Genomic DNA, 23,913 nt, shown 5'->3' on the forward strand with positions numbered 1-23,913 from the left:
TCCATCTGGTGCGGGCCGCGGGACTCGAACCCGCACGGGCTTGCGCCCCAGGGATTTTAAGTCCCATGCGTCTACCATTCCGCCACGCCCGCGTCGGGGTTTGGCTAGCCCGTGACGCCGCCGGTGGCAAGGTCAAGGCTGTAGATTTTGCGTCCCGCGACGGGCGGGGGGCCAGCCCCCCGCACCCCCCGGGATATTTGCATGAAGAAGAATCAGTAGCTGCGGGTTGGGCGGTCAAAGACCTTGCGGCCCATGAGGCTGCCGACGAGGTCGACCATCAGCTTGGCCGTGCGCCCGCGTTCGTCGAGGAAGGGGTTCAGCTCGACGAGATCGAGCGATGTGACGAGGCCGGATTCGTGCAGCAGCTCCATTACCAGATGTGCTTCGCGGAAGGTGGCGCCGCCGGGAACCGTGGTGCCGACTGCGGGGGCGATGGCCGGGTCGAGGAAATCGACATCGAGGCTGACATGCAGCAGGCCATTTGCGGCGCTGACGCGGTCGAGAAAGTCGCGCAGCGGTGCGACGATGCCCTGTTCGTCCAGCACGCGCATGTCATTCACGGTGATCTCGGTTTCCTGCATTGCCGCGTGCTCGGCCGGGTCGACGCTGCGGATGCCGAACATGCAGATGTTCTCGCCGGGGATCGGGGCGGGGAAGGGCGGGAACGGATCAAAGCCCGGGCGACCGGCGGCATAGGCCATTGGCGTGCCGTGGAGATTGCCGGAGGTGGTGGTCGCCACCGTGTGGAAATCGCTATGGGCGTCAAGCCAGATGACGAATTGAGGCCGCCCGACGCGGGTTGCGTGGGACGCGACGCCGGCCACTGTGCCTAGGGCAAGCGAGTGATCGCCACCCATGAAGATCGGCATGCCATCGGGCAGGGCGTCCTGGGCTGCCTGCGACAGTGCCTTGGTCCAGGCGATGGTTTCGGGCAGGTGATGGACCGCCGGATTGTCACAGGTGTCGTCCGCCAAGGGCAGAAGGGTGACGTCGCCGCGATCTTCGGCGGTGTGACCGAGCGCTGTCAGCGTTCCAGCGAGGCCCGCCGTGCGGTAGGCCGCGGGGCCCATCAGGCAGCCGGGGCGTCTTTGGCCTTCGTCGACGGGCGCGCCGATCAGGATGCAATGGGTCATCGGGTCCTCGTTAGCTGCGCGTGCCGTTGAAGCGTTCTTCCCATTCGGCGCGCTGGTCGTCGGTGATCTTGGCGAAGAGATTGTCGGGTGTGGTAAAGGCATGACCCGGCGGCAAGGTGGTCAGCGCCTGTTGGACGTCGTCGGGCCACGTATCGTCGGCGTTCATTGCGTTGGCCATGGCCTTGGCGCTGAAGGGGATGAAAGGGGACGACAGCACGGCGTAGAGGCGGATCAGGTTCAACCCCAGCCGCACCTGCATCGCGGCCTTTTCCGGTTCGGTCTTGAACGTGGCCCAGGGCGCCGCGTTTTGCAGATATTCGTTGCCCAGCACCCAGATTGCGCGCAGTTCGGCGGCGGATTTGCGCACCTCCATCGCCTGCATATGGCCCTCATAGGCGCGGATGCGGGCCGTCATTGCGCCGATCAGCGCCGTTTCTGCCGGTCCGTATTCGCCGCCCTCGGGCACCGTTTCACCGAATTTGGATCGGCAGAACTTGGTGATGCGGCTGACGAAATTGCCCAGCACATCGGCCAGATCCTTGTTCACGGATTGCTGGAAGTTATCCCATGTGAATTCGCTGTCGCCGGATTCGGGGGCGTGGCTGAGCAACCACCAGCGCCAGTAATCCGCCGGCAGGATTTCCAACGCGTCATCCATGAACACGCCGCGACCCTGGCTGGTGCTGAACTGCCCGCCATCATAGGTCAGGTAGTTGAAGGATTTGATGTAATCGACCAGCTTCCAGGGTTCGTCCGAGCCGATGATCGTGGCCGGGAAAGACAGGGTGTGGAAGGGCACGTTATCCTTGCCCATGAACTGGGTATAGGTCACGTCGCCCGCGCCCTTGTCGGTCCGCCACCAGCTTTCCCAGTCACCGCCATTGCTGTCAGCCCATTCGGCGGTAGCGCCGATATATTCGATGGGCGCGTCGAACCAGACATAGAAGACCTTGCCCTCCATCCCCGGCCAGTCCTGATCGCCGCGCTTGACCGGCACGCCCCAGTCGAGATCGCGGGTGATGCCACGGTCCTGCAGGCCATCACCGTCGTTCAGCCATTTTTTCGCGATCGAGGTGGTCAGGATCGGCCAGTCGTTCTTGCCGTCGATCCACGTGGCGATGTCACCCTTTAGCGTGGACTGGCGCAGGTACAGGTGTTTTGTCTCGCGCACTTCGAGGTTGGTGCTGCCGCTGATGGCGCTGCGCGGGTCGATCAGATCGGTTGGATCCAACTGCTTGGTGCAGTTCTCGCATTGATCGCCACGGGCGCGGTCATAACCGCAATTCGGGCAGGTGCCCTCGATATAGCGGTCGGGCAGAAAGCGGCCATCGTCGATGGAATAGACCTGCCGCTCGCTGACTTCGCGGATCAGGTCATTATCGGCAAGGCGGCCTGCGAAATGCTGCGTCAGAGCGCGGTTCTGATCGCTGGACGACCGCCCGTAGTGATCGAATGACAGACCAAAGCCGCGCGCCAGTTCCGACTGGACGCCGTGCATGCGTGCACAATATTCGGCCACTGGCTCTCCCGTCCTGGCGGCGGCAAGCTCGGCCGGGGTGCCATGTTCGTCGGTGGCGCAGATGAACATCACCTCGTGGCCGCGTGCGCGCAGGTAGCGCGCAAACAGATCCGCCGGCAATTGCGAGCCGACGAGATTGCCCAGATGCTTGATGCCGTTGATGTAGGGCAGGGCAGAGGTAATGAGGTGGCGGGCCATTTGCGTGCGTCCTTTGTGTCCGCGCCTGTCTAGCCGCGATGTGGGGCGAATTAAAGGCTGCCGGTGAGGCTTTGTCCTGCGATCCCGAAGGCGGCACAAACACGAGGCGTCGCCCCGAGTTTTGACATCCGGATTTGCGCTGGCCTTGTGCAGCGGTGAGGCGTCGTTATCATCGGCCGTACACGGGTGAACGGTAGGATTGGGGTGAAGCCATGGCAAATCATGGAGGGTCGTCCAAGGTCGTTTATACTGCGCTTGCAGGCAATCTTGCCATTGCGGTCACCAAATATGCGGCGGCCTTTTATTCCGGTTCTTCCTCGATGTTGTCCGAGGCCATCCATTCGACGGTGGACACCGGCAACGAGCTTTTGCTGCTCTACGGGATGAAGCGATCCAAGAGGCCGGACGATCCGCGCTATCCTCTGGGCAACGGGCGCGAGATCTATTTCTGGTCCTTCATCGTGGCGCTGATGATCTTTGCGATGGGGGCGGCTGTTTCGACCTATCAGGGCGTGCTGCATATCCTGACCCCGGAAGAGGCCACGAACCACACGATCACCTATATCGTTCTGGGTCTGTCCTTTGTGTTCGAGTTCATCACCTGGCGTGTGGCGCTGCGCAACCTGCGGGCCGACAATCCCGGCCTGCCTGCCCTCAAGGCGGCCAGACGGTCCAAGGACCCCGCGACGTTCACGGTCTTGCTGGAGGATTCAGCGGCGCTTGTGGGGCTGATCCTGGCCTTCGTCTTTATCCTTATTGCTCAGGCAACCGGAGATGCGCGGTGGGATGGCGTCGGGTCGATCTGTATCGGGCTGGTGCTGGCGGCGACGTCTTTCTTTCTCGCACGGGAATCGAAATCCCTGCTGATGGGCGAAAGGGCGCTGCCCGAAACGGAACAGGAGCTACGCAATCTGATCGGTGCCGTGGACAAGGTCGAGGGCGTTCAGGGGATCCAGACCCTGCAACTTGGTCCCGAAGAGGTGCTGCTGTTCGCCCGGGTCGATTTTCAGGACCAGTTGGACACCGTCCAGATCGCAGAGGCCATCGACCGCATCGAGCGGCTGGTGAAAGAAAATGATCCGCAGGTCAGCAAAGTCGTGATCGAGCCGGCCTCTGCTTTGCCGCATTCCGCAACAGGCTGAGGCGCCGTTTGCGGGACAACTGCCCGCTCAGGGCTTTTGCCATTCCATCAGGTGAAAAAATGGCACCCGCTTACACCGCTCGACCTTGTCCGGATCGCCGCCTGTGGGGGCCGGTTCCTCGAAATGCGTCAGCCGCAGGCCAGCATTCAGCAGCAATTCCATATAGCGGCCAAAGGGGCGGTGCCAGTTGCGGATGTGGATCTCGCCCCAACTGACCCATTCGGCGCGCTCATCGAGATAGTTGTCCAGCGCGAAATACTTTGACCCATCCTCGCGCCTGCGCCAGCCGCCGGCGGTGTTGAAGCTGTTCAGATTGGCGACCAGCAGCGTGCCGCCCGGGCGCAGGACGCGCGCGATTTCGGTGGTCGCGGCGTCGATGCCGTCAATGTCGATCAGCGTCAGATAGGCGACCGCCAGATCAAAGCTGTCGGCGTCAAAGGGCAGCGCCTCGGCACTGGCGTCCAGATACAGCCCGGCAGGATCGCGCGCCTCGGCGGTCTGGCGCAGTTCCTTCGTGGGTTCGATCCCGGTGACCTTGATGTCCTCGGCTGCCAGCATCCGGCAAAAGCGCCCCTCGCCGCAGCCGATATCCAGCGCGTTCTGAAACCCGCGTCCGCGGATGCGGGCCATCATCGGATCGTCCAGCACGTGCAGGCGTGAGAAATCGCCATGCTCGCCCATATCGGCAATCCAGCCGCGAGCAGAGGCCTCCCATCCGTTATCGGGGTTGTTCATCTGGCACCTCGTCGGCCCGATCGGGGCATACAATCTGGTGGCTTATAGGGCTTTCGATGCAGATATGACAGCGCTGCTGTCGCAATCGCGGGCTGATCGGGCAGGGCGCGGCACTGCGTGCTTTACCTTGGCCGGTTTCACCACTAACGGGTCGGCTGTAGTTTTCATCAGGGCAGTTTCACCATGCAATCGCGCGTTACCCATCAGGTCCGTTTCACGGGCGATGCCAGGACCTATTTCGGCATCTGGATCGTCAACCTTCTGCTGTCGATCGTCACGCTCGGGATCTATTCGGCCTGGGCCAAGGTGCGCACCGCGCGCTATTTTTCGCAGAACACGCTGATAGACGAGCGCCGCTTTGATTATCATGCGACGGGCCGGCAAATCCTGATCGGGCGGATCATCGTGATCCTGGGGATCATTGTTCTCTCCATTCCGCTGCTCAACTTTGTGGCAATCCTTGCGCTGTTGTTCGCGCTGCCCTGGCTGTTGAACCGCTCGCTTGCGTTCAATGCGCGGATGACCAGCTTTTCCGGACTGCGTTTCGGCTTTGACGGTCGCTACGGCCGGTCTTTTCTGGTGTTCATGCTGTATCCGTTCCTGGCGGCCCTGACGCTGTTTCTGGCCTATCCGTTCGCGGTACGGGCCAAGCATCGCTATGTCGTCGGCGCCCATCGCTTTGGGACCGCACGTTTCGGTTTCGATGGCCCGATCGGGCCGTTCTACAAGGCGATGCTGTACGCCATTCTCTGGTCGGTAGGGATCATCATCGTGGGCTTCTTTGCCCTTGGCGGGATGACGCTGTTGCAAGATTTGTTCCTGACGGTGCAATACGGTGTCGAACCGCCGTCTTCCATGTTTATCCGCATGATGCTGATGTATGTGCTGCTGATCGTTGCCATCCTGCCCGGCGCCTTCATCTATCAGGCCTACCTGCGCAATACCGTCTATTCGAACATGTCGCTGGAAGGCGGTCATCGCTTTGTCTCGACCGTCTCGCCGATGCAGTTGATGTGGATCGCCCTGTCCAATGCGGTTGTCACCGTGCTGACGCTGGCGCTGATGTATCCATGGGCCCGAATTCGGATGGCGCGCTATATGGCCGCCTCGACCAAGATGATCGCGGCCGGTCCGCTGGACGACTTTATCGGTCGCGAAGAAAGCCGGGTAACTGCAATCGGTGACGCCTATACCGATATCGAAGGCATCGATCTTGGCCTGGCGATCTGAGACCGAAGGCCGCGCCGCAGGCTCTGCCTTTGCGGCGCGCAGCTCTTGTAAGATCCCTGCGCAATTGGTCTGGCAGGGGCGCATCGCGCGCTTGCTGGATGCGCAAGGGGTGACGCTGATTCTGGGCGAGGTTGGCCAGATAGATCATATGCCCGGCGGTCCGGCGCAGGTGCATCTGCCCGATGGCTGGCAGTTCGAGGCCACGCGCGCCGCCGATCTGGACAGCCTGACCGCGCCGCGTCCCGGCGCAGGGCTGAGCAGGCTGGAGGCGTTTCATCCACGTCTGGTCGCCTTCATCAGCGCCTGTCTGATTGCGGCTTTCGTGGTCTGGCGTTGGGGGCTGGATCTGATCGTTGCAATCGCGATGGCGGTGACCCCAGAGCCGCCGGTGCGGGCGATGGACAGCAGCAATATGGTGCTGATCAATCGCCTGATGGCCGATGAGAGCCAGATACCCGCGGACCGTCAGGCCCAGGTGCAGGCGATCTTCGAGGGGCTGATCGCCGAGGCCCCGGCGGCGCCCTGGGGCGAATACCGCCTGTTGTTTCGCGACATGCCAGAGGTCGGGCCGAACGCCTTTGCCATGCCGGCGGGCACGATCCTGGTGACCGATCAACTGTTGCAGGATTTTCCGGATGACGACGTCATCGCCGGCGTGCTGGGGCATGAACTGGCCCATGTCCATGGACGCCATGTGCTGCGCCAACTTTATCGTGCTGGCAGCAGCTATCTGCTGATCACCCTGATCGTTGGTGATCCGGGTCCGTTCCTGCAGGACATGCTGCGAGAGGGCAACGCGCTGATGTCGCTGTCCTATTCACGCGATCAGGAAGGTCAGGCCGACCGGCTTGGCATCGCGACGGCAGAGGCTGCGGGTTATGATGGCGCCGCGCTGGCCACCTTTTTCGAGACGCTGCAACAGGGCGAAGGCGATGGCGGCCCCGAATGGTTCTCGACCCATCCCGGCATGGAGGATCGCGTGCGCCAGATCCGCGAGGTGGCAGGGCCTCGCGATTGAGACCGTGGCGCATGGGGGCTTGCTGTTGTTCCGGCCTGCGGGCAGCCTGCCAGCATGATACCCGAATCCCTTGTGACATTTGCTGGCAGCTTTCTGGATCGCGCCGACCGGTTGCGCAGTGACGCCGGTTGGATCGCGGCGGCGCTGGCGGACCCGGCCAGCCGCGTCTCACCCTTCTGGCGCGGCAAGCCGCTGTTCGATCTGACCGAGGGCGGGCCTCGCCTGGCCTGGTTGTCCACCACCGAACCACTGATCGCGGATTGCCCCGAGCCGATGGTGTTCATGGGGCTGGACGATGACGGCACGGCGCATTTCGCAGCCGATGTGTCCTATATTGCGCCGCCCGATGAAAGCCCGGCGGAATTCGTCGACCGCCGCACGCTGGATCTGTCGCAGACCCGCAAGTTCATCGACCTGCGCGCCAGCATGGGCGACATCGACCACCGTGATGCGGGCATTGCGGCGGCGGCCAAGGGCATCTTTGAATGGCGGCTGACGCATGGGTTCTGCGCCAATTGCGGCGCGCAGAACGTCGTGACCCATGCCGGCTGGCGGTTTGACTGTCCGTCCTGCGGGCGTCAGCATTTCCCGCGCACCGATCCGGTTGTCATCATGCTTGTGCTGGATGGCGACCGTGTGCTGATGGGGCGCAATGCCAACTGGGACCCAAAGATGTATTCGCTGCTGGCCGGCTTTATGGAGCCGGGCGAAACCATCGAAGAGGCCGTGCGCCGCGAGGTTGTCGAAGAGGCGGGATTGATCGTGGGCGAAGTGCGCTATGTCACCTCGCAGCCCTGGCCCTTTCCCGCATCGCTGATGATCGGCTGCTCGGGACGGGCTGAGACGACCGAGATCACCATCGACCCGGCAGAGTTGGAGAATGCAATCTGGGTCCCCAAATCCGAGATCGCCGAGGCGCTGGAGGGACGGCATGACCACATCGCGCCCGCGCGCAAGGGCGCGGTGGCACAGGTGATCCTGCGGGCCTGGGTTGACGGTCTGGTCGCCGGTTTCGACTAAGCGTCCGCGCGGCCTAGCGCCATTCCTCGCGTCGCGCGACCGCGTTGCGGCGCAGCATGGCGGTGTCCAGATCGACCGCGATAAAGACCGCGCCTGCCTCGGCTGCCTCGCGCAAGAATTCCTGATCGGCGGACAGGATGCCGGCGGGCATGCCCAGATCAGTCAGCCGACGGATCGCGTCGAGGATCGTGGCCTTGACCTCTGGGTGGCTGGCATTGCCCAGATGTCCCATCGACGCCGCCATGTCCGCCGGACCGATGAACACGCCATCCAGCCCCTCGATTTTCGCGATCTCGTCCAGATGCTCGGTCGCCTCGACCGTTTCGACCTGCACCAGCACGCAGATTTCCTCATGCGCGCGGACGGTATAGTCCTTGACCGCACCAAAGCCACTGGCACGCGACAGGCCCGAAACACCCCGAATGCCATGCGGCGGATAGCGCGTGGCGGCGACCGCGGCGCGGGCTTCGTCCGCGTTCTGAACAAAGGGGATCAGCAGCGTTTGCGCGCCGCCATCCAGCAGGCGCTTGATATCGACCACATCATTCCAGCCGGGGCGCACAATGGCCGTGACCGGATAGGGGGCAGCCGCACGCAGCAGCGGAATGACCTCGGTCGAATCCATCGGGGTGTGTTCCGCATCCAACAAGATCCAGTCATAGCCGCAATTCGACAGCAACTCGACATTGGCCGGATCGGGGATCGAAACCCAGATACCGATCTGGCGCTGCCGGGCGTTCAGCGCGGCTTTGAAGGCGTTCTTGGGCAGGTCCATGATGCTGTCCTTGGCTGAGCGAAAGAATGCAGGCGCATTTGGTATACAATATGTGCCCGGATCGTCAGATAGTGCAAGGCGTCTGACGGCGGGCTGCGCGTTAAGTCGCGAGGCTGACCCGTTCACCGGTTGCAGCAGCGCGCTTGATCGCATCGACCAGTATCATCGCGGCCAGCCCGTCTTCGCCGCTGACCAGAGGGGCCTGTTCGCCTCGGACGACCCGACCAAATTGGGCCAACTGACGCGGCAGCGGGTCGCCGTGCTCGACGGGCAGGTGGGTGGCGCTGATCGGTTCCCACCAGCCGCGCTGGTCGGGATTGGCCCACAGCGTCAGGCTGGGCAGGGCCAGCGATGCCTGCGTGCCTGCAATCCAGTAACAATCCTGTCCGGTGACGGGATAGGCCGGGTTTTCGCCGGCGGTCAATTCCCAACTCAAGGGGGCGGTGACGGTGTCACTCACCGCCATCGTTCCAAGTGCGCCACAGGCAAATTGCAACAGCACGTTTGCCGTATCCTCGACCTCGTTGCCGCGATTGGCGTTCGATTCCATCGCTTGGACTTGCGTAACCGGCCCTGCCAGATGCAGCATCAGGTCGATATCGTGGATCAGGTTCAGATAAACCGGACCCGCACCTTTGCGCCGCCGCCAGTCGACGTCGAAATATGTGTCGGGCTTTGACAGCCAGGCGCTGACATGGACCGAGACGATACGCCCCAGCCTGCCATCCGTGATCAGTTGCTTTGCCTGTTCGACCAGCGGGTTGTGGCGGCGGTGGTGGCCTGTCGCCAGAGCGACCCCTGCGCGCTGTGCGGCCACGACCATGCGGCGCGCGGCTGCCAGATCGCTGGCCAGTGGCTTTTCGACCAACACCGGCAGGCCGGCCGCGATCGCGGCCAGTGCGCCCTCTTCGTGCAACTGATTGGGCGTGGCGAGGATGATACCGTCGATCCCGCCCGCTGCAATCATGTCGTCGAGGCCCGCATGCCATGGCACATCGAAATCCGCGGCAATCTGGGCGGAATTGGGATCGGGGTCTGCAATGCCGGCCAGCACGACACCGGGCGCGGACAACATCGCCTGGCCGTGGCGGCGACCGATCAGCCCTGCACCGACCACGGCCAGCCGGCTTGTCTTGCCCGCCACGGCCCTAGCCTTGGGTCAGTTGAACGATCCGACGGGTGGCGGCGGCATAGCCTTCGATCCCAAGCCCCGCGATCACGCCATCGGCGCGCAGCGAGACATAGGAGTGGTGGCGAAAGGCCTCGCGTTTGTGAACCTGACTGATATGGACCTCGATCACGGGGCCTTCGAATGTGTTCAGCGCATCAAGCACCGCAACCGAAGTATGGGTCAGCGCGGCGGGGTTGATGACGATGCCTGCGGCCTCTTCGCGCGCCTCGTGGATCCAGTCGATGATCTGGCCTTCGTAGTTCGATTGCAGCAGGCGGATGCCGTGACCCTCGCCTGCCGCATCGCGGCACAGGCGTTCGACATCCTCCAGCGTGTCATGGCCGTAGATTTCGGGCTGGCGCTTGCCCAGCAGATTCAGGTTCGGCCCGTTGAGCACATAGATTGTTTTCATGGTCTTTCCTCGGATCGGCCCTTTGCACGTTACTAACGCGGGTTTCGCGGTCAGCGAAAGCGGGATTTTCTGTCAGCCGGGCCGCGTCGCCTGTTGCGGGCCGTTGCCCTATTTGTCGGTGAACATCCCCGCATGTTCACTGCGCAGGGCGGCTTTCTGCACTTTGCCCATGGTGTTGCGCGGCAACTCATCCACGACGATCACCCGCTTGGGCTGTTTGAACTTTGCCAGCTTGTCCGACAGCCCCGCGATGATCGCATCTGCGTCCAGATCGGCCCCTTTTTCACGCGCGATCACTGCGACCACGCCCTCGCCGAAATCAGGATGGGGCAGGCCGATGACGGAGCTTTCCAGCACGCCGGGCAGATCGTCGATGACCTCTTCGACCTCTTTGGGATAGACGTTGAACCCACCCGTGATGATCAGATCCTTGCCGCGCCCGACGATGGTGACATAGCCGCCCGCGTCGATCTGGCCCAGATCGCCGGTGATGAACCAGCCATCCGGGCCCAGTTCCTCGGCGGTCTTGTCGGGCATCTGCCAATAGCCCTGAAAGACGTTGCGTCCGCGCACCTCGATGGTGCCGATCTCGCCCTGAGACACCTCGCTCCCATCGGCCATGATCCGCAATTCGACACCGGGCAGGGCAAAGCCCACCGTGCCTGCGCGACGTTCGCCGTCATAGGGGTTCGAGGTGTTCATGTTGGTTTCTGTCATCCCATACCGTTCAAGGATGCGCTGGCCTGTGCGGTCCTCAAAGGCGCGGTGGGTCTCGGCCAGCAGCGGCGCACTGCCAGAGGTGAACAGCCGCATGTGACCGGCAAGTTCGCGGGTAAAGCCGGGCTGATCCAGCAACCGGGTGTAGAAGGTCGGAACGCCCATCATGCTGGTCGCGCGGGGCAGAAACTCCATCGCCTGCACGGCGTCGAATTTCGGCAACCAGATCATCGCGCCGCCTGCCAGCAAGATCACATTGCTGGCCACGAACAGCCCGTGTGTGTGAAAGATCGGCAGCGCGTGCAGCAGCACATCATCCTGGTCAAAGCGCCAGTAATCCGCCAGCACCTGCGCGTTGCTGAGCAGATTGTCATGGCTCAGCATCGCGCCCTTGGACCGCCCCGTCGTCCCCGAGGTGTAAAGGATCGCCGCCAGATCGTCGGGGCCGCGGTCTACCGGGGTCTGATCGTCGGGCAGGGCCTTTGCTGCCTCCATCAGGCTGCCATCACCATTGTCCGCCAGCGTCATCAGCGTGGCGAGGCTGTCGCCCATAAAGGCCTGTCGCTGTCCCTCGCGGCCTGGATCGCAGACGACAAGCGCGGGCTGTGCGTCACCGATGAAGTAGGCGACCTCAGCGGGGGTATAGGCGGTATTCAGCGGCAGAAAGACAGCACCGGCGCGCGCGCAGGCCAGATACAAGGCCAGCGCCTCGGGCGATTTCTCGACCTGCACTGCCACACGGTCGCCGGGTTTCACACCCTGCGCTGTCAGCAGGTTCGCCAACTGCGCCGACAGCCTGTCGATCTGATCATAGCTCAGCGTCGCGCCATCGGGCAGGATCAGAAAGGTCCGGTCCGATCCCTGATGCGGACCCATCAGCGCGTCAAACAGGGGGTTGGTCATGGCAGGCCCTTTTCACATGCGGTGCGGATACTCACCTGGCAGGCCCCATCACAAGATCGGGCAGGCCGGTGGCAATCTGCGGAAAGATCGACAGGATCAGAATGCCCAGCACCATCATGCCGACAAAGGGCAGCGACCCCATCAGGATATCACGCAGGGAAATGCGCGGCGCGATCGAATTGATGACATAAAGATTCAGCCCGACCGGCGGCGTGATCAGCCCGATCTCCATATTGATGGTCAGGATCACGGCGAACCAATAGGGGTCAAAACCATGCGCATCCAGAATGGGCATCAGGATCGGCGCTGTCATCAGGATGATGGCGACGGGCGGCAGGAAGAAGCCGGCAAACAGCAGAAAGATGTTGATGATCCCCATCAGCACCCACCGGTTGACCTCCAGCCCGGCGATCCAACCGGCAAGGGTCTGGGTGATGAACAGCGATGACAGGGCAAAGGCGAACAGTTCCGCCGCGCCGATGATCAGCATGATCATCACCGCCTCACGAATGGTGTCGCGAAAGATCGTGGCAAGGGGGCGGACGCTCCACATCTTGTAGATCACCGCGACCAGCAGGATGCAGATCAGCGCGCCCGCGCCGGCGGCCTCGGAGGGCGTGGCAACGCCGCCATACAGCACGAACAGGATTGCCGCGACGATCATCAGAAAGGGCAGAACGCGGGGCAGGTTTTCCAACCTCTCGGCCAGGGAATAGCGGCGCGTCAGATCCGACAGGCCGATGCCCCGGCGCCAGCAATCGAAGAGCGCCCAGATCATGAACAGCACGGTCAGCAGCAGCCCCGGCAGCAGTCCCGCCAGAAACAGCCGGCCGATGCTGGTCTCGGTCGAGATGCCATAAACGATCATCGTGACCGAGGGCGGGATCAGGATGCCAAGCGTTCCGCCCGCCGCAATCGAGCCCGCGGCCAGACTGTCGGGATAGCCGCGCTTGGTCATTTCGGGGATGCCCATCTTGCCGATGGCGGCGCAGGTGGCCGGGCTGCTGCCCGACAGTGCGGCAAACAGCGCGCAGGCCCCGATATTGGACATGACCATGCCGCCGGGAACCCGGTAGAGCCAGCGGTCCAGCGCCTCGTACAGATCCTTGCCTGCGGGGCTGGATGCGATGGCCGCGCCCATCAGGATGAACATGGGGATCGAGACGAGGCCGAAATTGGCAAGCCCGACCCAAAAGGTCTCGGCCACGCCGTCCAATGCGAACCAGCCCTCGGACAGGACCAGCGCGACGATGGCGACAGTGCCAAGCGAAAATGCGATGGGGGTGCCGACAGCCAGCAGGGCCATCAGCGCGACGAGAACCGTGAAACCGGCCATTGCGGGGGACATGTCAGGCACCCCCTTGTGTCGTGGGGGTCAGTTCCGGGCGCAGCGCCAGTACGATATCGGCCAACAACTGCGCCAGCATCAGCGCCATGGCAATGGGCAGTGGCCAGAAGGGTATCCACAAGGGCAGGGCCCAGACCGTATCGGTCGTCCAGCCGCCATGAACGGCCTCGGCCAGAAACCGAAAGCCGGACCACGCCATTGCGCCCACAAAGATCAGCGAGGCGATGGCGGCGATCAAGTTGAACACCCGCCGCCAGCCATCGCCGACCGCCTGCACCAGCACATCGACGCCCACATGCCCGCGCAGCGCCAGCACATAGGGCGAACCCAGCATCATTGCAGCCGTGGTCGAATAGATCACGTATTCCGTCTGCCAGATGGTCGATCCGTTCATCACATAGCGGATCATCACCATTTGCGTGACGACGATCACCGCCGATGCCAGCAGCGCCATGGCAAGCCAGCCACAGAGCCGCGCGGCCCAGCCCAGAATGTTCAGATAGGCCCTCATATCCCTCGTCCTTTCAGACGATGCCGGCGGGTTCATCCCGCCGGTCGGTTTTGCGTGATGCGCCTTATTCGACAGCCAGAGCCTGGTCGATCAGCTCTTGCCCGCCTTCTACATCCTCGGCGAATTTTTTGTAGGATGTCTCTTGCGCGATCGCCAGCCAGGCATCGTAGTTTTCGGGGGTCATGCTGACCACCTCGACGCCGGCTTCCTCGAATGCCTCGACCATCTTGCTGTCCAGACCGGCGGCCTGTTCGGCAAACCAGGCCTCGGCCTTTTGACCCGCATCCATCAGCGCCTGCTGCTGTTCCGGTTCGAGCCGGTCATAGACAGTTCGGGACATCAGGATCGGTTCATACATGAACCACAGCGCGTTTTCGCCGGGCGCTGTCAGGCAGGTGGCCTGTTCGAACAGCCGGTAGCTTACCATCGAGCCGGATGACGTATTGGCCGCATCCAGCACGCCGGTCTGCATCCCGGTATAGATCTCGGATGATGGCATCGACGAGATCGAGGCCCCCGCACCGACCAGCATCTGCTCGAATGCGGGGCCAGCCGCGCGGGTCACCTGACCAGAGATGCTGTCGGGCGCAGCAATGCAGTTCTCTTTGCTGACAAAGCCACCTGCCAGCCAGGCATCCGACAGAACGATGATGTCGTTCTCCTCGATCAGCGCATGGATCGCCTCCATGAACGGGCTGTCGTTCAGCCGGGCCGCGCGTTCATGGTTGCGCACCAGCCCCGGCATCAGCGTCGCGCTGAATTGCGGCACCCGACCGGATGCGTAATCCAACGGGAACGAGCTGATATCCAACTGACCCCGCGTCAGGGCACTCCATTGATCGCGTGCCTTGTAAAGCGATTCACCGGGATAAACCCGGATTTCCAGCCCCACATCCGCGGCGCCGACCTCGCTGGCGATCATCTGCACCATCTCGTCGCGCGCATCACCCTTGCCGCCCGGAAACTGGTGACTGGCCTTCAGCGTCTGCGATTGCGCGGCCATCGGAACAGCCAGCATCAAGGCCGAAGCGGCCCAAATCATTTTCTGCATTCTTCCCTCCCTTTGGCTGAGAGGGGGCTGATCGCCGTTTGCGCAACGCCGACAATGACCGCCTCCCTGCACGGTCACTGTGACGAAGATACAACTTTCGCGCAAGACTTCGGCGAAGAGGTCGCCCGAGGCCGGCGGTGCGGGACGATCAGTAGTCGATCTGCCCTGATCCATCCGTTCCGGCGCGCGGATATTCGGTCACGATCTTCCAGACCAGATCCTGCATCCACGCAGCCTGTTCGGGGTCGGGTCCGCCTTTTGCGGGCACACCTGCGGGCAGGCCATGAGGGTCGCGGTTGAAGATGACAGCGAAATGGGCCAGCGCAATCAGATAGTTGCCCAGATCGTTGGTGTGAATGTCATCTGCGTAGAGCTGGCTGTATTCCGTCAGACCCGGCGCGGTGCCCGCCTCGATCGCGTCATAGACTGCCGCCATGATCAGCGTTCCAGGGATCATCTTCATCACCGGTGATCCGTCGGGGCGGTTTTCGTTCACATGGTCAAGAATCTGTTCCCACATGACCATTTCCCGGTCCAGCCGCTCACGCACCGGTACCAGTCCGTCGGTGTCTTTATAGGGGTTTTCGTAGTCGGGGCCGCTGTCGATGACGACCCAGCTTGCGTAGAGAATGCTGGCCGCGCCCTTGCCGTCATTGCCGTATTTCCACGCCTGCTCGAACCATTGCAGCGCGAACTTGGGCGAGTCGTGAGCGGTTAGCGTGCCGGACAGCGCCACTCTTTCGGTATTCACCATCAGATCGAACTTGGCCATTTCTTCGGGCTGGCGCAGGTCCGGTTCGGCCGGGTGGTTCCAGCGCCATTCCATCGGGCTGCCGGGAATGGTCGATTTGACCAAAGTGCCGCCGCGCCCGCCGGCCGCGTTGATCATCGTGCTCAATGGTCCCATGATGCCATCCGTCAGGCTATGCCCGGATTCGACGATGCGCAGTTTCGGCAGTGGCTCTTGCGCCAATGCCGTGAACGGCGCTGCAACCTGCATCAGGCCGAACGCCAGCGCCGCGCCCATAACCTGTCGACGAGAAAAAAGCATGATGGTCACTCCGGATTAGCAATGAAATTCGACGCAAGTTTAGATGGCCAGGCCTGGTGGGGCAATGACTTGAAACTGAACGAAAAATTTCAGCTTCAGGTTGATCTGGAGCTATTTCCGAGCGTTTTTTCGCGGCGTTTCAGGAAATGGTCCAGGTCCGAAACCTGCGATTTGTCGCTCGCCTCGTCATCAGCCAGCATCTGGTAAAACCGGGCAAGCCCTTGCCAAATCTGCGATTCCGGGCGCTCCGGTGTCAGGAACGCGGCGATCTGGTCCATCTCATCGACCCACCGATAGGCCTTGCCATACATATCGGGCAGCGTCTGTTCGGATCGGGTCAAAAGCTGCGACTGGCTACGGGACAATTCCGCGTGAAGCACCTCGCCGATCCCGGCGCGCTCGGCGGCAAGCAGCATCGCCGAGGTCAAACCGGTGATGCCTTTGGTCATCGCGCCATAGCACATTTTCACGGCCGATGCCGCGCCAATGCCGCCGTCGATCACCTTGGTTTTCAAACCGTGCTTGACCATCAGGCTCGCGGCATCTGTCGCGTTGCCCGACAGATAGATCAATGGCCCGCCCGTGCTGTCGGCCCGTGGTGGCGCGCCGATAATGCCGCCATCGACGAAATCCGCATGCCCCGCCACGATATCCGCGATCTCGCGGCTGCGGTCGGGGCTGATGGCGTTCAGATCGGCATAGATCGGGCGATGGCCGCCGGGCAGGGCGGCGATGATCTGCCCGGCGGTTGTGACCGCGATCGCGGGTGGCACCACCGACAGGATCAGATCGGCGCGGGCCAGTTCGTTCAGGCTGGCAGGCCGCATTCCCGCCTGTTCCGCGCGGTGCCGCGTCGCCTCGCTGCGGCCTTCGGTCATGGTCAGCACAGTTGCACCGTGGGCCGCCAGCACACAGCCCAGCCCTGCGCCCATGGCGCCTGCGGCGGGCAGTGCGATCACGGTCATTGCGCTGTCTCGGCGGCCATCAGCAACTTGTCGGGCGTGAACGGCATCTCGCGCAACCGGATCCCGGTGGCGTTGAAGATCGCATTGCCGATTGCCGCAGGCACGCCGACGATACCGATCTCGCCGATGCCCTTGGCACCAGTCGGGCCGAACCATTCGTCGAACTCGTCGATCCAGATCGCGTCGAGTTTGCCAATATCGGCATGCGCGGCGATGTGATAACCGGCGAAATCGGCGTTCACCACGTTGCCATAGCGCGGGTCGATCACGCTTTCCTCGTGCAGCGCGGCGGAAATGCCCATCGTCATGCCGCCGATCATCTGCGAACGCGCGGTCACCGGGTTGACGATGCGCCCCGCTGCGTAGGCCCCCAGCATCCGGGGCACGCGGACCTCTCCGGTCACGGTATTCACCCGCGCCTCGGCGAAATGGGCGCCGTAGGCATGCATCGAATAATCCTTGTAGCCTTTTGGCGGTCGGCTGGTGGCGACCACATGTGCGCCCTCTTTGGGCGTATCGCCGTGCTTGTCGCGGAACTTGTTCGCGGCCTTGATGATCGCGCCGCCCCAACTGTAGGTCCCGGCGCTGCCACCGGCCAGCCAGGCCAGTGCCAGCCCGCTTTGACCGATCTCAAGCTTGATCTGATCCATCGGCACGGCCAGTGCGTCAGCGGCGATCTGCGTCAGCGCGGTCCAGGCGCCGGTGCCTATATCGCTGGCGCCCAGTTGCACGACATAGCGGCCATCAAGAAAGCGCACGCGGCAGCGCGAGGGCAGCATGTAGACATGGGGAAAGGTGGCGCCGGCCATGCCCAGACCGATCAGCCATTCGCCCTCGCGCCGTGTGCGGGGCGCCGCTGGACGGTCCGCCCAGCCAAAGGCGGCCGCGCCTTCGTTCAGGCAGGCGACCAGATTGCGGGTGCTGAAAGGCTTGTCGTTATCGGGATTCACCTTGGGCTCGTTGCGCAAGCGCAGCTCGATCGGGTCCAGCCCGCAGTCATGCGCCAACTCGTCCATCGCCGTTTCCAGCGCAAAGGCGCCGGTGAATTCACCCGGCCCGCGCATGAAGATGCCGGGCGAAATATCCAGCATCTGGCGGTGATAAACGGTGTCGCAGGCGGGTGCCGCATACATCATCCGGGCGCCGCCGCCGGATGCATCGATATAGGATTTCAGCCGCGAATCCGGGGCGGTGATGTGATGTTCGATCCCCAAAAGCTGGCCTTCGGCATCGGCGGCCAGACGCATCCGGTTATGGCTTGCGGGACGATAGCCGGTGGTCGCGAACATCTGATGGCGCGTCATCGCGTATTTCACCGCGCGTCCACGCAGCGCCTTTGCCGCCAGGCAGGTCAGCACGACATGGGCATGTGGCAGGCCCTTGCCGCCGAAACCGCCGCCGGTATAGGGCGAGATGACCTCGAACTGGGTCGGCAGCAGCCCCAGCAGGGGCGGCAGCAGCGCCTGTGCGGTCAGCACGCCCTGATTGGCGTCCCATATCGTCAGTCGTTTCTTGTTGCCGTCGGACCCGCCCCCGTCGCGCCACAGCGCGATCAGGGCATGCGGTTCCAACGGATTGTGGAAATGCGCGGGGTGGCTGTAGGTCTGATCGACCTGATGAGCGGCCTGCGACCAGGCCGCCTGCATATCGCCGCGACGATGTTCACCCGGCTCGCCACCGACCTTCTTGGGGATTTCCAGATCATTGGCATCGGGGCGGAATTCGACATCAAAGGGCCGCGCGTCGCAGGTCACGCGCACCAGAGCCGCCGCCTGCCGCGCCGTCTGGGCATCTTCGGCCACCACCGCGCCGATGAACTGGCCATGATGGGCGATCTTTGGCGATTGCAGCACCTTGAGCGCGGCGTCCGTGCCAATCCACAGCCGCGATGCGTTTTCATGCGTCAGAACCAGCAAGACGCCGGGCAGCGCATTGGCCGCGCTGGCATCGATGGCCGTGATTTCGCCCTTGGCGATGGGCGCGGTGATCGGCCACAAATAGGCCGGGTTTTCCTGAGGGTGTTCAAAGGCATAGGGCGCCGTGCCACTGACCTTGAGCGGGCCGTCGATGCGGCGGCGCGGGGCGCCGATATTCTGTGGATCATTGGGGCGCATCATGACCGGTCCTCCGCTGGCAGTCCGGCCAGATCGGCCAGAACCGCAGTGATCGCGTTGCGCAGCATCGGCACCTTATAGGCATTGTCGTGGCCGGTTTGCGCATTGGCCAGTTCGGCCTCGGCGGCGGCGCGGAAGCTCTGATAGGTGGCAGGCTTGCCGCGCAGTGCCACCTCGGCGTTGCTGGCGCGATGGGGGCGATGCGACACGCCGCCGAGCGCCAGCCGAACGTCGGTGACAGTGCCGCCCTGCACCTCCAGTGCCGCTGCGACCGAGACCAGTGCAAAGGCATAGGACGCGCGGTCCCTGATCTTGCGATAGCGCGAGGTCGCCGCGACAGGCGATGCCGGCAACTCGACGGCGATGATCAACTCATCCGCAGCAAGGTTGGTGTCGCGGCTTGGCGTGTCACCGGCGGGGCGGTGGAAATCGGCAAAGGGAATGCGCCGCTCGCCGTCCGGGCCTTGCACGATCACCACCGTATCCAGCGCGGCCAGTGGCACGCAAAGATCCGAAGGATGCGCGGCGACGCATTCGCCCTCCGTGTCGAAAATGGCATTGTAGCGGCCGAAACCGTCGCGCGCCGGACAACCGCTGCCCGGTTCGCGCTTGTTGCAGGGCGTCGTCAGGTCCTGGAAATAGACGCAGCGCACCCGCTGCATGAGGTTGCCCCCGGTCGAGGCCATGTTGCGCAACTGACCGGATGCACCCGACAACAGCGCCTGCGCCACAAACGGATAACGCTGCCGGATCGCCGGATGCGCGGCCAGATCGCTGTTGCGGACCATCGCACCGATGCGCAAACCGCCATCGGCTGTTTCGTCGATGTCGGTCAGCGGCAGGCGGTTTATGTCAACGATCTGTGCAGGCCGGGCGATGCCCAGCTTGAGGTGATCGACCAGATTGGTGCCGCCCGCCAGAAACGCCCCGTCCGCGCGCAACTGGGCAATGGCGTCGGCGGTATCTGCGGCTCGGCTGTAATCAAAGGGCGTCATACCGGGTCCCCTTCGGCGGTTTCGCGGATTGCCGTCAGGATATTGGCATAGGCGCCGCAGCGGCACAGGTTACCTGACATGCGCTCTCGGATCTCATCATCGCTGAGCGTTGGTGCCGTATTGATATCGGGTGTGACGTGACTGGGCATGCCTTGCGCAAACTCGCGCAGCATTCCGACGGCGGAACAGATCTGTCCCGGCGTGCAATAGCCGCATTGCAGCCCGTCATGGTCGATGAACGCCTGCTGCATCGGGTGCAGATCGCCCGGCTGGCCCAGACCACCCGCCGTCACCACATCGGCCCCGTCATGTGACACCGCAAGGCACAGGCAGGACAGCACACGCTGGCCATCCAGCAATACCGTGCAGGCCCCGCACTGGCCGTGATCGCAGCCCTTCTTGGCAGAGAAATTGTCCAGACGGTCGCGCAAGGTATCCAGCAATGTCTCGCGTGGGTCCAAAGCCAGCTCGACAGCCTCGCCATCGATCGTCAGCCGGGTGGGAATTGACATGGGATGGTCTCCTTCCTGCGCCGGGTTAACGCCGGGCGGCAAAGAAATGTTGCAGCAACTCGCGCGATTTCTGCGCAGAGATACCGTCATAGACCTGTGGCTTGTGGTGGCATTGCGGGTGATCAAAGACGCGCGCGCCATGCGCCACGCCGCCCATTCGGGGGTCATCGGCGCCGTAATACAGCAACTCGATCCGCGCGGCCGAGATGGCGGCGGCGCACATCGGGCAGGGCTCGAGTGTCACCCAAAGGGCATGGCCGGGCAGCCGCTGCGACCGCGCGGCGGCGCAGGCAGCGCGGATCACCTGGATCTCGGCATGCGCGGTCGGGTCGCTTAGCTGAAGCGTGCGATTGCCGTCGGCGGCGACAACCTGGCCCTGCGGATCAATCAGTACCGCGCCCACCGGCACCTCGCCGCGCAGGGCGGCGGCTTGGGCCTGTTCCAGAGCCAGATCCATATGCGAGTGAAAAGGGCGCATGATTGGGTTGTGGCTGCTGCGGTTCGATCAGGCAAGCCCCGTGACAGGTCACGTCGATTTGCCTTTCCTTTGCAGTGCCCGGTGCGTAGAAGCCTCGCTTTACCAACCGCCGCAGTGATGCGCAGGAGATATCGCCATGACCGACGCCCCCAATCCCGACAAGCCAACCGAAGCCGACCGCATCGCCAAGGTGATCGCCCGTGCGGGCCTTGCCAGCCGACGCGAGGCCGAGCGCATGATCGTCGAAGGACGTGTCTCGGTGAATGGCGAAAAGATCGCCTCGCCCGCGCTGGACGTCCTGCCCACCGACAAGGTCGAGGTTGACGGCAAGGCGCTTGAGGCACCTCAAGAGACGCGGTTGTGGATCTATTACAAGCCCGTCGGTCTGGTGACGTCGGATTCGGATGAAAAGGGCCGCCAGACGGTCTTTGATGCGCTGCCTCGCGATTTGCCGCGCGTCATGTCCATCGGCCGGCTGGACCTGAATTCCGAAGGTCTGCTGCTGCTGACCAATGATGGCGAGTTGAAGCGCCGGCTGGAACTGCCCGCGACCGGCTGGCTGCGCCGCTACCGGGTCCGGGTGAATGGCAAGCCCACCGACCTGACCTTTGATCCGCTGCGTCGCGGGATCACCATCGACGACGAGGACTTCCAGCCGATGGAGGTCCGTCTGGACAGCCAGCAGGGCGCGAATGCCTGGCTGACCGTCGGCATCCGCGAGGGCCGCAACCGCGAGATCCGGCGTGCCATGACCCATATCGGCTTGCAGGTGAACCGGCTGATCCGCATCGGCTACGGTCCCTTCAAACTGACCGGCCTCGAGGAAAACGAGGTTCGCGAGATCAAGCGTCGCACCCTGCGCGATCAGTTGGGCGGGCTGTTGACCGGCGAGACCGAGGACAAGCCCCGCGATTTTCGCGAGCGCGGTGCCGATCAGGACCGGCCACGCCGCCGCGACGACGATGATCGCCGGCCCCGGCGCGACGACGGCCCGCGCAAACCGCGCTTTGACAAGGGCGATGGCGCTGATCGCAAACCCTATGCCCGCCGCGATGACGATGGCGCCGGACGACCGCAGCGTGACCGTGGTGACGGGCCGCGCAAGCCGCGTTTCGATAAGGGTGATGGCGGTGCCAAGCCCTTCCGCAGCCGCGATGACGGCCCGCGTAAACCGCGCTTTGACAAGGGCGACAGCGCCGACCGCAAACCCTATGCCCGCCGCGATGAGGATGGCGCCGGGCGTCCGCAGCGTGATCGTGGTGACGGGCCGCGCAAACCGCGCTTTGACAAGGGCGACAGCGCAGATCGTAGGCCCTATGCCCGCCGCGATGGCGAAGGTGAGGCCCGCCGTGACGGTGCCAAGCCTTACGGCAATCGCGATGGCGGCAAACCTTATGGCAGCCGTGACGGCGGCAAGCCGTCTGGCAGCCGCGATGGTGGCAAGACCTACGGGAACCGCGAAGTTGGAAAATCCAACGGGTCGCGCGATGGGGCCAAGCCCGGCCCGCGCCGTGATGGCGGCAAGCCCGGCGGCTTTGCGGGTCGCGATGATGCCAAGAAATCCTACGGCCCGCGCAAGGATAGCCGCCCGGGACATCAGGGTAAGCCGGGGCAGAGCCGCGGCCCCCGGCCCGGTGGCGGCAAGCCGCGTTCACCGCGCGGCTGACCGGCCTTATTTGGTCAGGATCAGCTTGCCTGCGCGGGTGATGCGCAGCTGATAGACCTGTTCACCCAGAACGATCAGAGCCTGATTGCCACCGGCAGTCAGGCTCTCTGCGTCATGGGCCGGCAGGTTGCTGAGCAAGGTCGCGCCGGCGCGCGAAAAATCGGCAGGGTTTATGGCTGTCATCGGATCTGTCCTTTGTCTCGTTCTTCCTTGATTTCAAATCTGACAAGAATAGTCGGATAAGTCAAAGTAAAAGACTCGGGAATCTATGAGGCTTCGGTTTTTTGCCGATTAGCCCTCCGAAAGGCAGTCCGCGATGGTATCACCCATTTGCTGTAACAGCGCCGGGTATAGCTGCGCACCCATTTCCTGCCCGGCGCCCGACGGGTCCAGCGTGTCGCCGACGCGAATATCGGTGCCGTCAATCAGCGAATCGATCAGGCCGGGATCGTGGCCGATCTCTGGAAAGGCGCAGCGGACCGATTCTGCCTTGATCTCATCGCGAATGGCCGACAGGCGGGCGGCCGACGGCGACGAGGCATCGCCAAGTGCCACCGCAACGGCCGGTTCAAGACCAAAGCGATCGGTAAAATAGCCATAGGCATCGTGAAAAACCAGGAAATGCGCGTCCGCTACCGGTGCCAATTGCGCGCTCACCTGTTGGATGACCTGATCCAGTTGCCCGGCCCCATCAGCGGCGTTCTGGGCATAGGTCGCGGCGTTGCCAGGATCGGCAGTCGACAGCGCCTCGGCGATGACGGTCAGCCAGAGCTTGCCGTTTTCCGGATCAAGCCACGCATGCGGATCGACGCCGCTGTGATCATGATCGTGGTCGTGGTCGCCTTCATGCCCGTGCGCGTCAGCATTGAAATCGCGTCTGTGGGTGTCGGACTGGGCGAGCAGCAAGAGTGAGGTGCCGCTGGCCAATGCTGCCGCAGACCGTTCCAGCCAGGGCGTCAGTTCAGGGCCGATCCAGACCAGCAGGCCCGCATCCTGCAGCGCCGCCGCGTCTGAAGGGCGCAGTTGATGGTGGTGGGCATTGCCGCCGGTAGGCAGCAGCACCTGAACCGTTCCCAGATCGCCCAGGACCTGTTGGACCAACGCGCCTGTTGCAGGAATGTCGGCGATGACGCTGGGGGTCTCGGCCAGGGCGGGCAGAGCGGTCAAGGCAGCGAGGGCGGGCAGAGCGGTCAGAATGCGCATGGGGTCCCTTCAGAATCGCAATCGGGTTGAACAGCGACAGCAATTG

The 23,913-nt window shown here is 63.3% G+C and carries 23 protein-coding genes and 1 tRNA gene; 5 read left to right on the forward strand and 19 right to left on the reverse strand.

What is annotated here, in order from left to right; genetic code table 11:
• Positions 1 to 6: 6 nt before the first annotated feature.
• From CUV01_RS10945 to metG, 3 genes are all read right to left on the reverse strand, one after another.
• Positions 7 to 92 (reverse strand) — tRNA-Leu (locus tag CUV01_RS10945).
• Between the two features lie 120 nt (positions 93 to 212).
• The gene (rocF, locus tag CUV01_RS10950; RefSeq protein ID WP_101460502.1) at positions 213 to 1,133 is read right to left on the reverse strand and encodes an arginase; all 921 of its coding nucleotides are present in this window, start codon (positions 1,131 to 1,133) and stop codon (positions 213 to 215) included.
• 10 nt (positions 1,134 to 1,143) lie between these two features.
• On the reverse strand, positions 1,144 to 2,850 hold the full coding sequence (gene metG / locus CUV01_RS10955; RefSeq protein WP_101460503.1) for a methionine--tRNA ligase: 1,707 nt from the start codon (positions 2,848 to 2,850) through the stop codon (positions 1,144 to 1,146).
• A 212-nt stretch (positions 2,851 to 3,062) separates the two neighbouring features.
• Here metG and CUV01_RS10960 point away from each other — a divergent pair, with 212 nt between their 5' ends.
• The gene (locus CUV01_RS10960) at positions 3,063 to 3,992 is read left to right on the forward strand and encodes a cation diffusion facilitator family transporter (protein ID WP_101460504.1); all 930 of its coding nucleotides are present in this window, start codon (positions 3,063 to 3,065) and stop codon (positions 3,990 to 3,992) included.
• Between the two features lie 27 nt (positions 3,993 to 4,019).
• Here the strand turns inward: CUV01_RS10960 and CUV01_RS10965 are convergent, their stop codons facing one another.
• On the reverse strand, positions 4,020 to 4,727 hold the full coding sequence (locus CUV01_RS10965; protein WP_101460505.1) for a class I SAM-dependent methyltransferase: 708 nt from the start codon (positions 4,725 to 4,727) through the stop codon (positions 4,020 to 4,022).
• A 183-nt stretch (positions 4,728 to 4,910) separates the two neighbouring features.
• Here CUV01_RS10965 and CUV01_RS10970 point away from each other — a divergent pair, with 183 nt between their 5' ends.
• Genes CUV01_RS10970 through nudC form a run of 3 tightly spaced genes read left to right on the forward strand, consistent with a single transcriptional unit; the run spans position 4,911 to position 7,995 of the window.
• Positions 4,911 to 5,957 carry a YjgN family protein gene (locus CUV01_RS10970; protein ID WP_101460506.1) on the forward strand — a complete coding sequence of 349 codons (1,047 nt, stop codon included), beginning with the start codon at positions 4,911 to 4,913 and terminating at the stop codon, positions 5,955 to 5,957.
• A complete protein-coding gene (locus CUV01_RS10975) occupies positions 5,941 to 6,975 on the forward strand; it encodes a M48 family metallopeptidase (protein ID WP_101460507.1) in 1,035 nt (344 codons plus the stop codon). The genes CUV01_RS10970 and CUV01_RS10975 overlap by 17 nt, the downstream gene beginning before the upstream one ends.
• A gap of 54 nt (positions 6,976 to 7,029) precedes the next feature.
• Entirely contained in the window at positions 7,030 to 7,995 is a 966-nt protein-coding gene (nudC, locus tag CUV01_RS10980; protein ID WP_101460508.1) for an NAD(+) diphosphatase, read from the forward strand.
• A 13-nt stretch (positions 7,996 to 8,008) separates the two neighbouring features.
• Here the strand turns inward: nudC and CUV01_RS10985 are convergent, their stop codons facing one another.
• From CUV01_RS10985 to CUV01_RS11045, 13 genes are all read right to left on the reverse strand, one after another.
• Complete coding sequence (locus CUV01_RS10985) at positions 8,009 to 8,770, reverse strand: HpcH/HpaI aldolase family protein (RefSeq protein ID WP_101460509.1); 762 nt, start codon at positions 8,768 to 8,770, stop codon at positions 8,009 to 8,011.
• 100 nt (positions 8,771 to 8,870) lie between these two features.
• Entirely contained in the window at positions 8,871 to 9,914 is a 1,044-nt protein-coding gene (locus CUV01_RS10990) for a Gfo/Idh/MocA family protein (RefSeq protein ID WP_232962195.1), read from the reverse strand.
• Positions 9,915 to 9,918: 4 nt separating this feature from the next.
• The gene (aroQ, locus tag CUV01_RS10995) at positions 9,919 to 10,353 is read right to left on the reverse strand and encodes a type II 3-dehydroquinate dehydratase (RefSeq protein WP_101460510.1); all 435 of its coding nucleotides are present in this window, start codon (positions 10,351 to 10,353) and stop codon (positions 9,919 to 9,921) included.
• Positions 10,354 to 10,461: 108 nt separating this feature from the next.
• The gene (locus CUV01_RS11000) at positions 10,462 to 11,973 is read right to left on the reverse strand and encodes a malonate--CoA ligase (protein ID WP_101460511.1); all 1,512 of its coding nucleotides are present in this window, start codon (positions 11,971 to 11,973) and stop codon (positions 10,462 to 10,464) included.
• A 31-nt stretch (positions 11,974 to 12,004) separates the two neighbouring features.
• Positions 12,005 to 13,321 carry a TRAP transporter large permease gene (locus CUV01_RS11005; RefSeq protein ID WP_101460512.1) on the reverse strand — a complete coding sequence of 439 codons (1,317 nt, stop codon included), beginning with the start codon at positions 13,319 to 13,321 and terminating at the stop codon, positions 12,005 to 12,007.
• A 1-nt stretch (position 13,322) separates the two neighbouring features.
• The gene (locus CUV01_RS11010) at positions 13,323 to 13,832 is read right to left on the reverse strand and encodes a TRAP transporter small permease subunit (protein WP_157994833.1); all 510 of its coding nucleotides are present in this window, start codon (positions 13,830 to 13,832) and stop codon (positions 13,323 to 13,325) included.
• Positions 13,833 to 13,896: 64 nt separating this feature from the next.
• Positions 13,897 to 14,883, reverse strand: coding sequence for a TRAP transporter substrate-binding protein DctP (gene dctP / locus CUV01_RS11015; RefSeq protein ID WP_101460514.1), 987 nt, complete (start codon positions 14,881 to 14,883; stop codon positions 13,897 to 13,899).
• Positions 14,884 to 15,031: 148 nt separating this feature from the next.
• Positions 15,032 to 15,934, reverse strand: coding sequence for a hypothetical protein (locus CUV01_RS11020; protein ID WP_157994834.1), 903 nt, complete (start codon positions 15,932 to 15,934; stop codon positions 15,032 to 15,034).
• Between the two features lie 95 nt (positions 15,935 to 16,029).
• Complete coding sequence (locus tag CUV01_RS11025; protein WP_101460516.1) at positions 16,030 to 16,899, reverse strand: NAD(P)-dependent oxidoreductase; 870 nt, start codon at positions 16,897 to 16,899, stop codon at positions 16,030 to 16,032.
• Positions 16,896 to 19,016 (reverse strand): xanthine dehydrogenase family protein molybdopterin-binding subunit, encoded by a 2,121-nt coding sequence (locus CUV01_RS11030; RefSeq protein WP_101460517.1) that lies wholly within the window; start codon positions 19,014 to 19,016, stop codon positions 16,896 to 16,898. The genes CUV01_RS11025 and CUV01_RS11030 overlap by 4 nt, the downstream gene beginning before the upstream one ends.
• Positions 19,013 to 20,008, reverse strand: coding sequence for an FAD binding domain-containing protein (locus tag CUV01_RS11035; protein WP_101460518.1), 996 nt, complete (start codon positions 20,006 to 20,008; stop codon positions 19,013 to 19,015). Before CUV01_RS11035 ends, CUV01_RS11030 begins: the two co-directional genes overlap by 4 nt.
• A complete protein-coding gene (locus CUV01_RS11040) occupies positions 20,005 to 20,520 on the reverse strand; it encodes a 2Fe-2S iron-sulfur cluster-binding protein (RefSeq protein ID WP_101460519.1) in 516 nt (171 codons plus the stop codon). Before CUV01_RS11040 ends, CUV01_RS11035 begins: the two co-directional genes overlap by 4 nt.
• A gap of 25 nt (positions 20,521 to 20,545) precedes the next feature.
• Positions 20,546 to 20,998 (reverse strand): nucleoside deaminase, encoded by a 453-nt coding sequence (locus tag CUV01_RS11045; RefSeq protein ID WP_101460520.1) that lies wholly within the window; start codon positions 20,996 to 20,998, stop codon positions 20,546 to 20,548.
• 136 nt (positions 20,999 to 21,134) lie between these two features.
• Here CUV01_RS11045 and CUV01_RS11050 point away from each other — a divergent pair, with 136 nt between their 5' ends.
• Positions 21,135 to 22,664: a pseudouridine synthase gene (locus tag CUV01_RS11050; RefSeq protein WP_101460521.1), complete on the forward strand. Its 1,530-nt coding sequence runs from the start codon at positions 21,135 to 21,137 to the stop codon at positions 22,662 to 22,664.
• Positions 22,665 to 22,670: 6 nt separating this feature from the next.
• Here CUV01_RS11050 and hemP read toward each other — a convergent pair whose 3' ends face one another.
• Positions 22,671 to 22,847, reverse strand: a complete 177-nt coding sequence (gene hemP / locus CUV01_RS11055; RefSeq protein WP_101460522.1) for a hemin uptake protein HemP — start codon at positions 22,845 to 22,847, stop codon at positions 22,671 to 22,673.
• Between the two features lie 108 nt (positions 22,848 to 22,955).
• The gene (locus CUV01_RS11060) at positions 22,956 to 23,867 is read right to left on the reverse strand and encodes a zinc ABC transporter substrate-binding protein (RefSeq protein ID WP_101460523.1); all 912 of its coding nucleotides are present in this window, start codon (positions 23,865 to 23,867) and stop codon (positions 22,956 to 22,958) included.
• Positions 23,868 to 23,913 lie beyond the last annotated feature (46 nt).

This window comes from Paracoccus tegillarcae (assembly GCF_002847305.1).
Lineage (GTDB): Bacteria > Pseudomonadota > Alphaproteobacteria > Rhodobacterales > Rhodobacteraceae > Paracoccus > Paracoccus tegillarcae.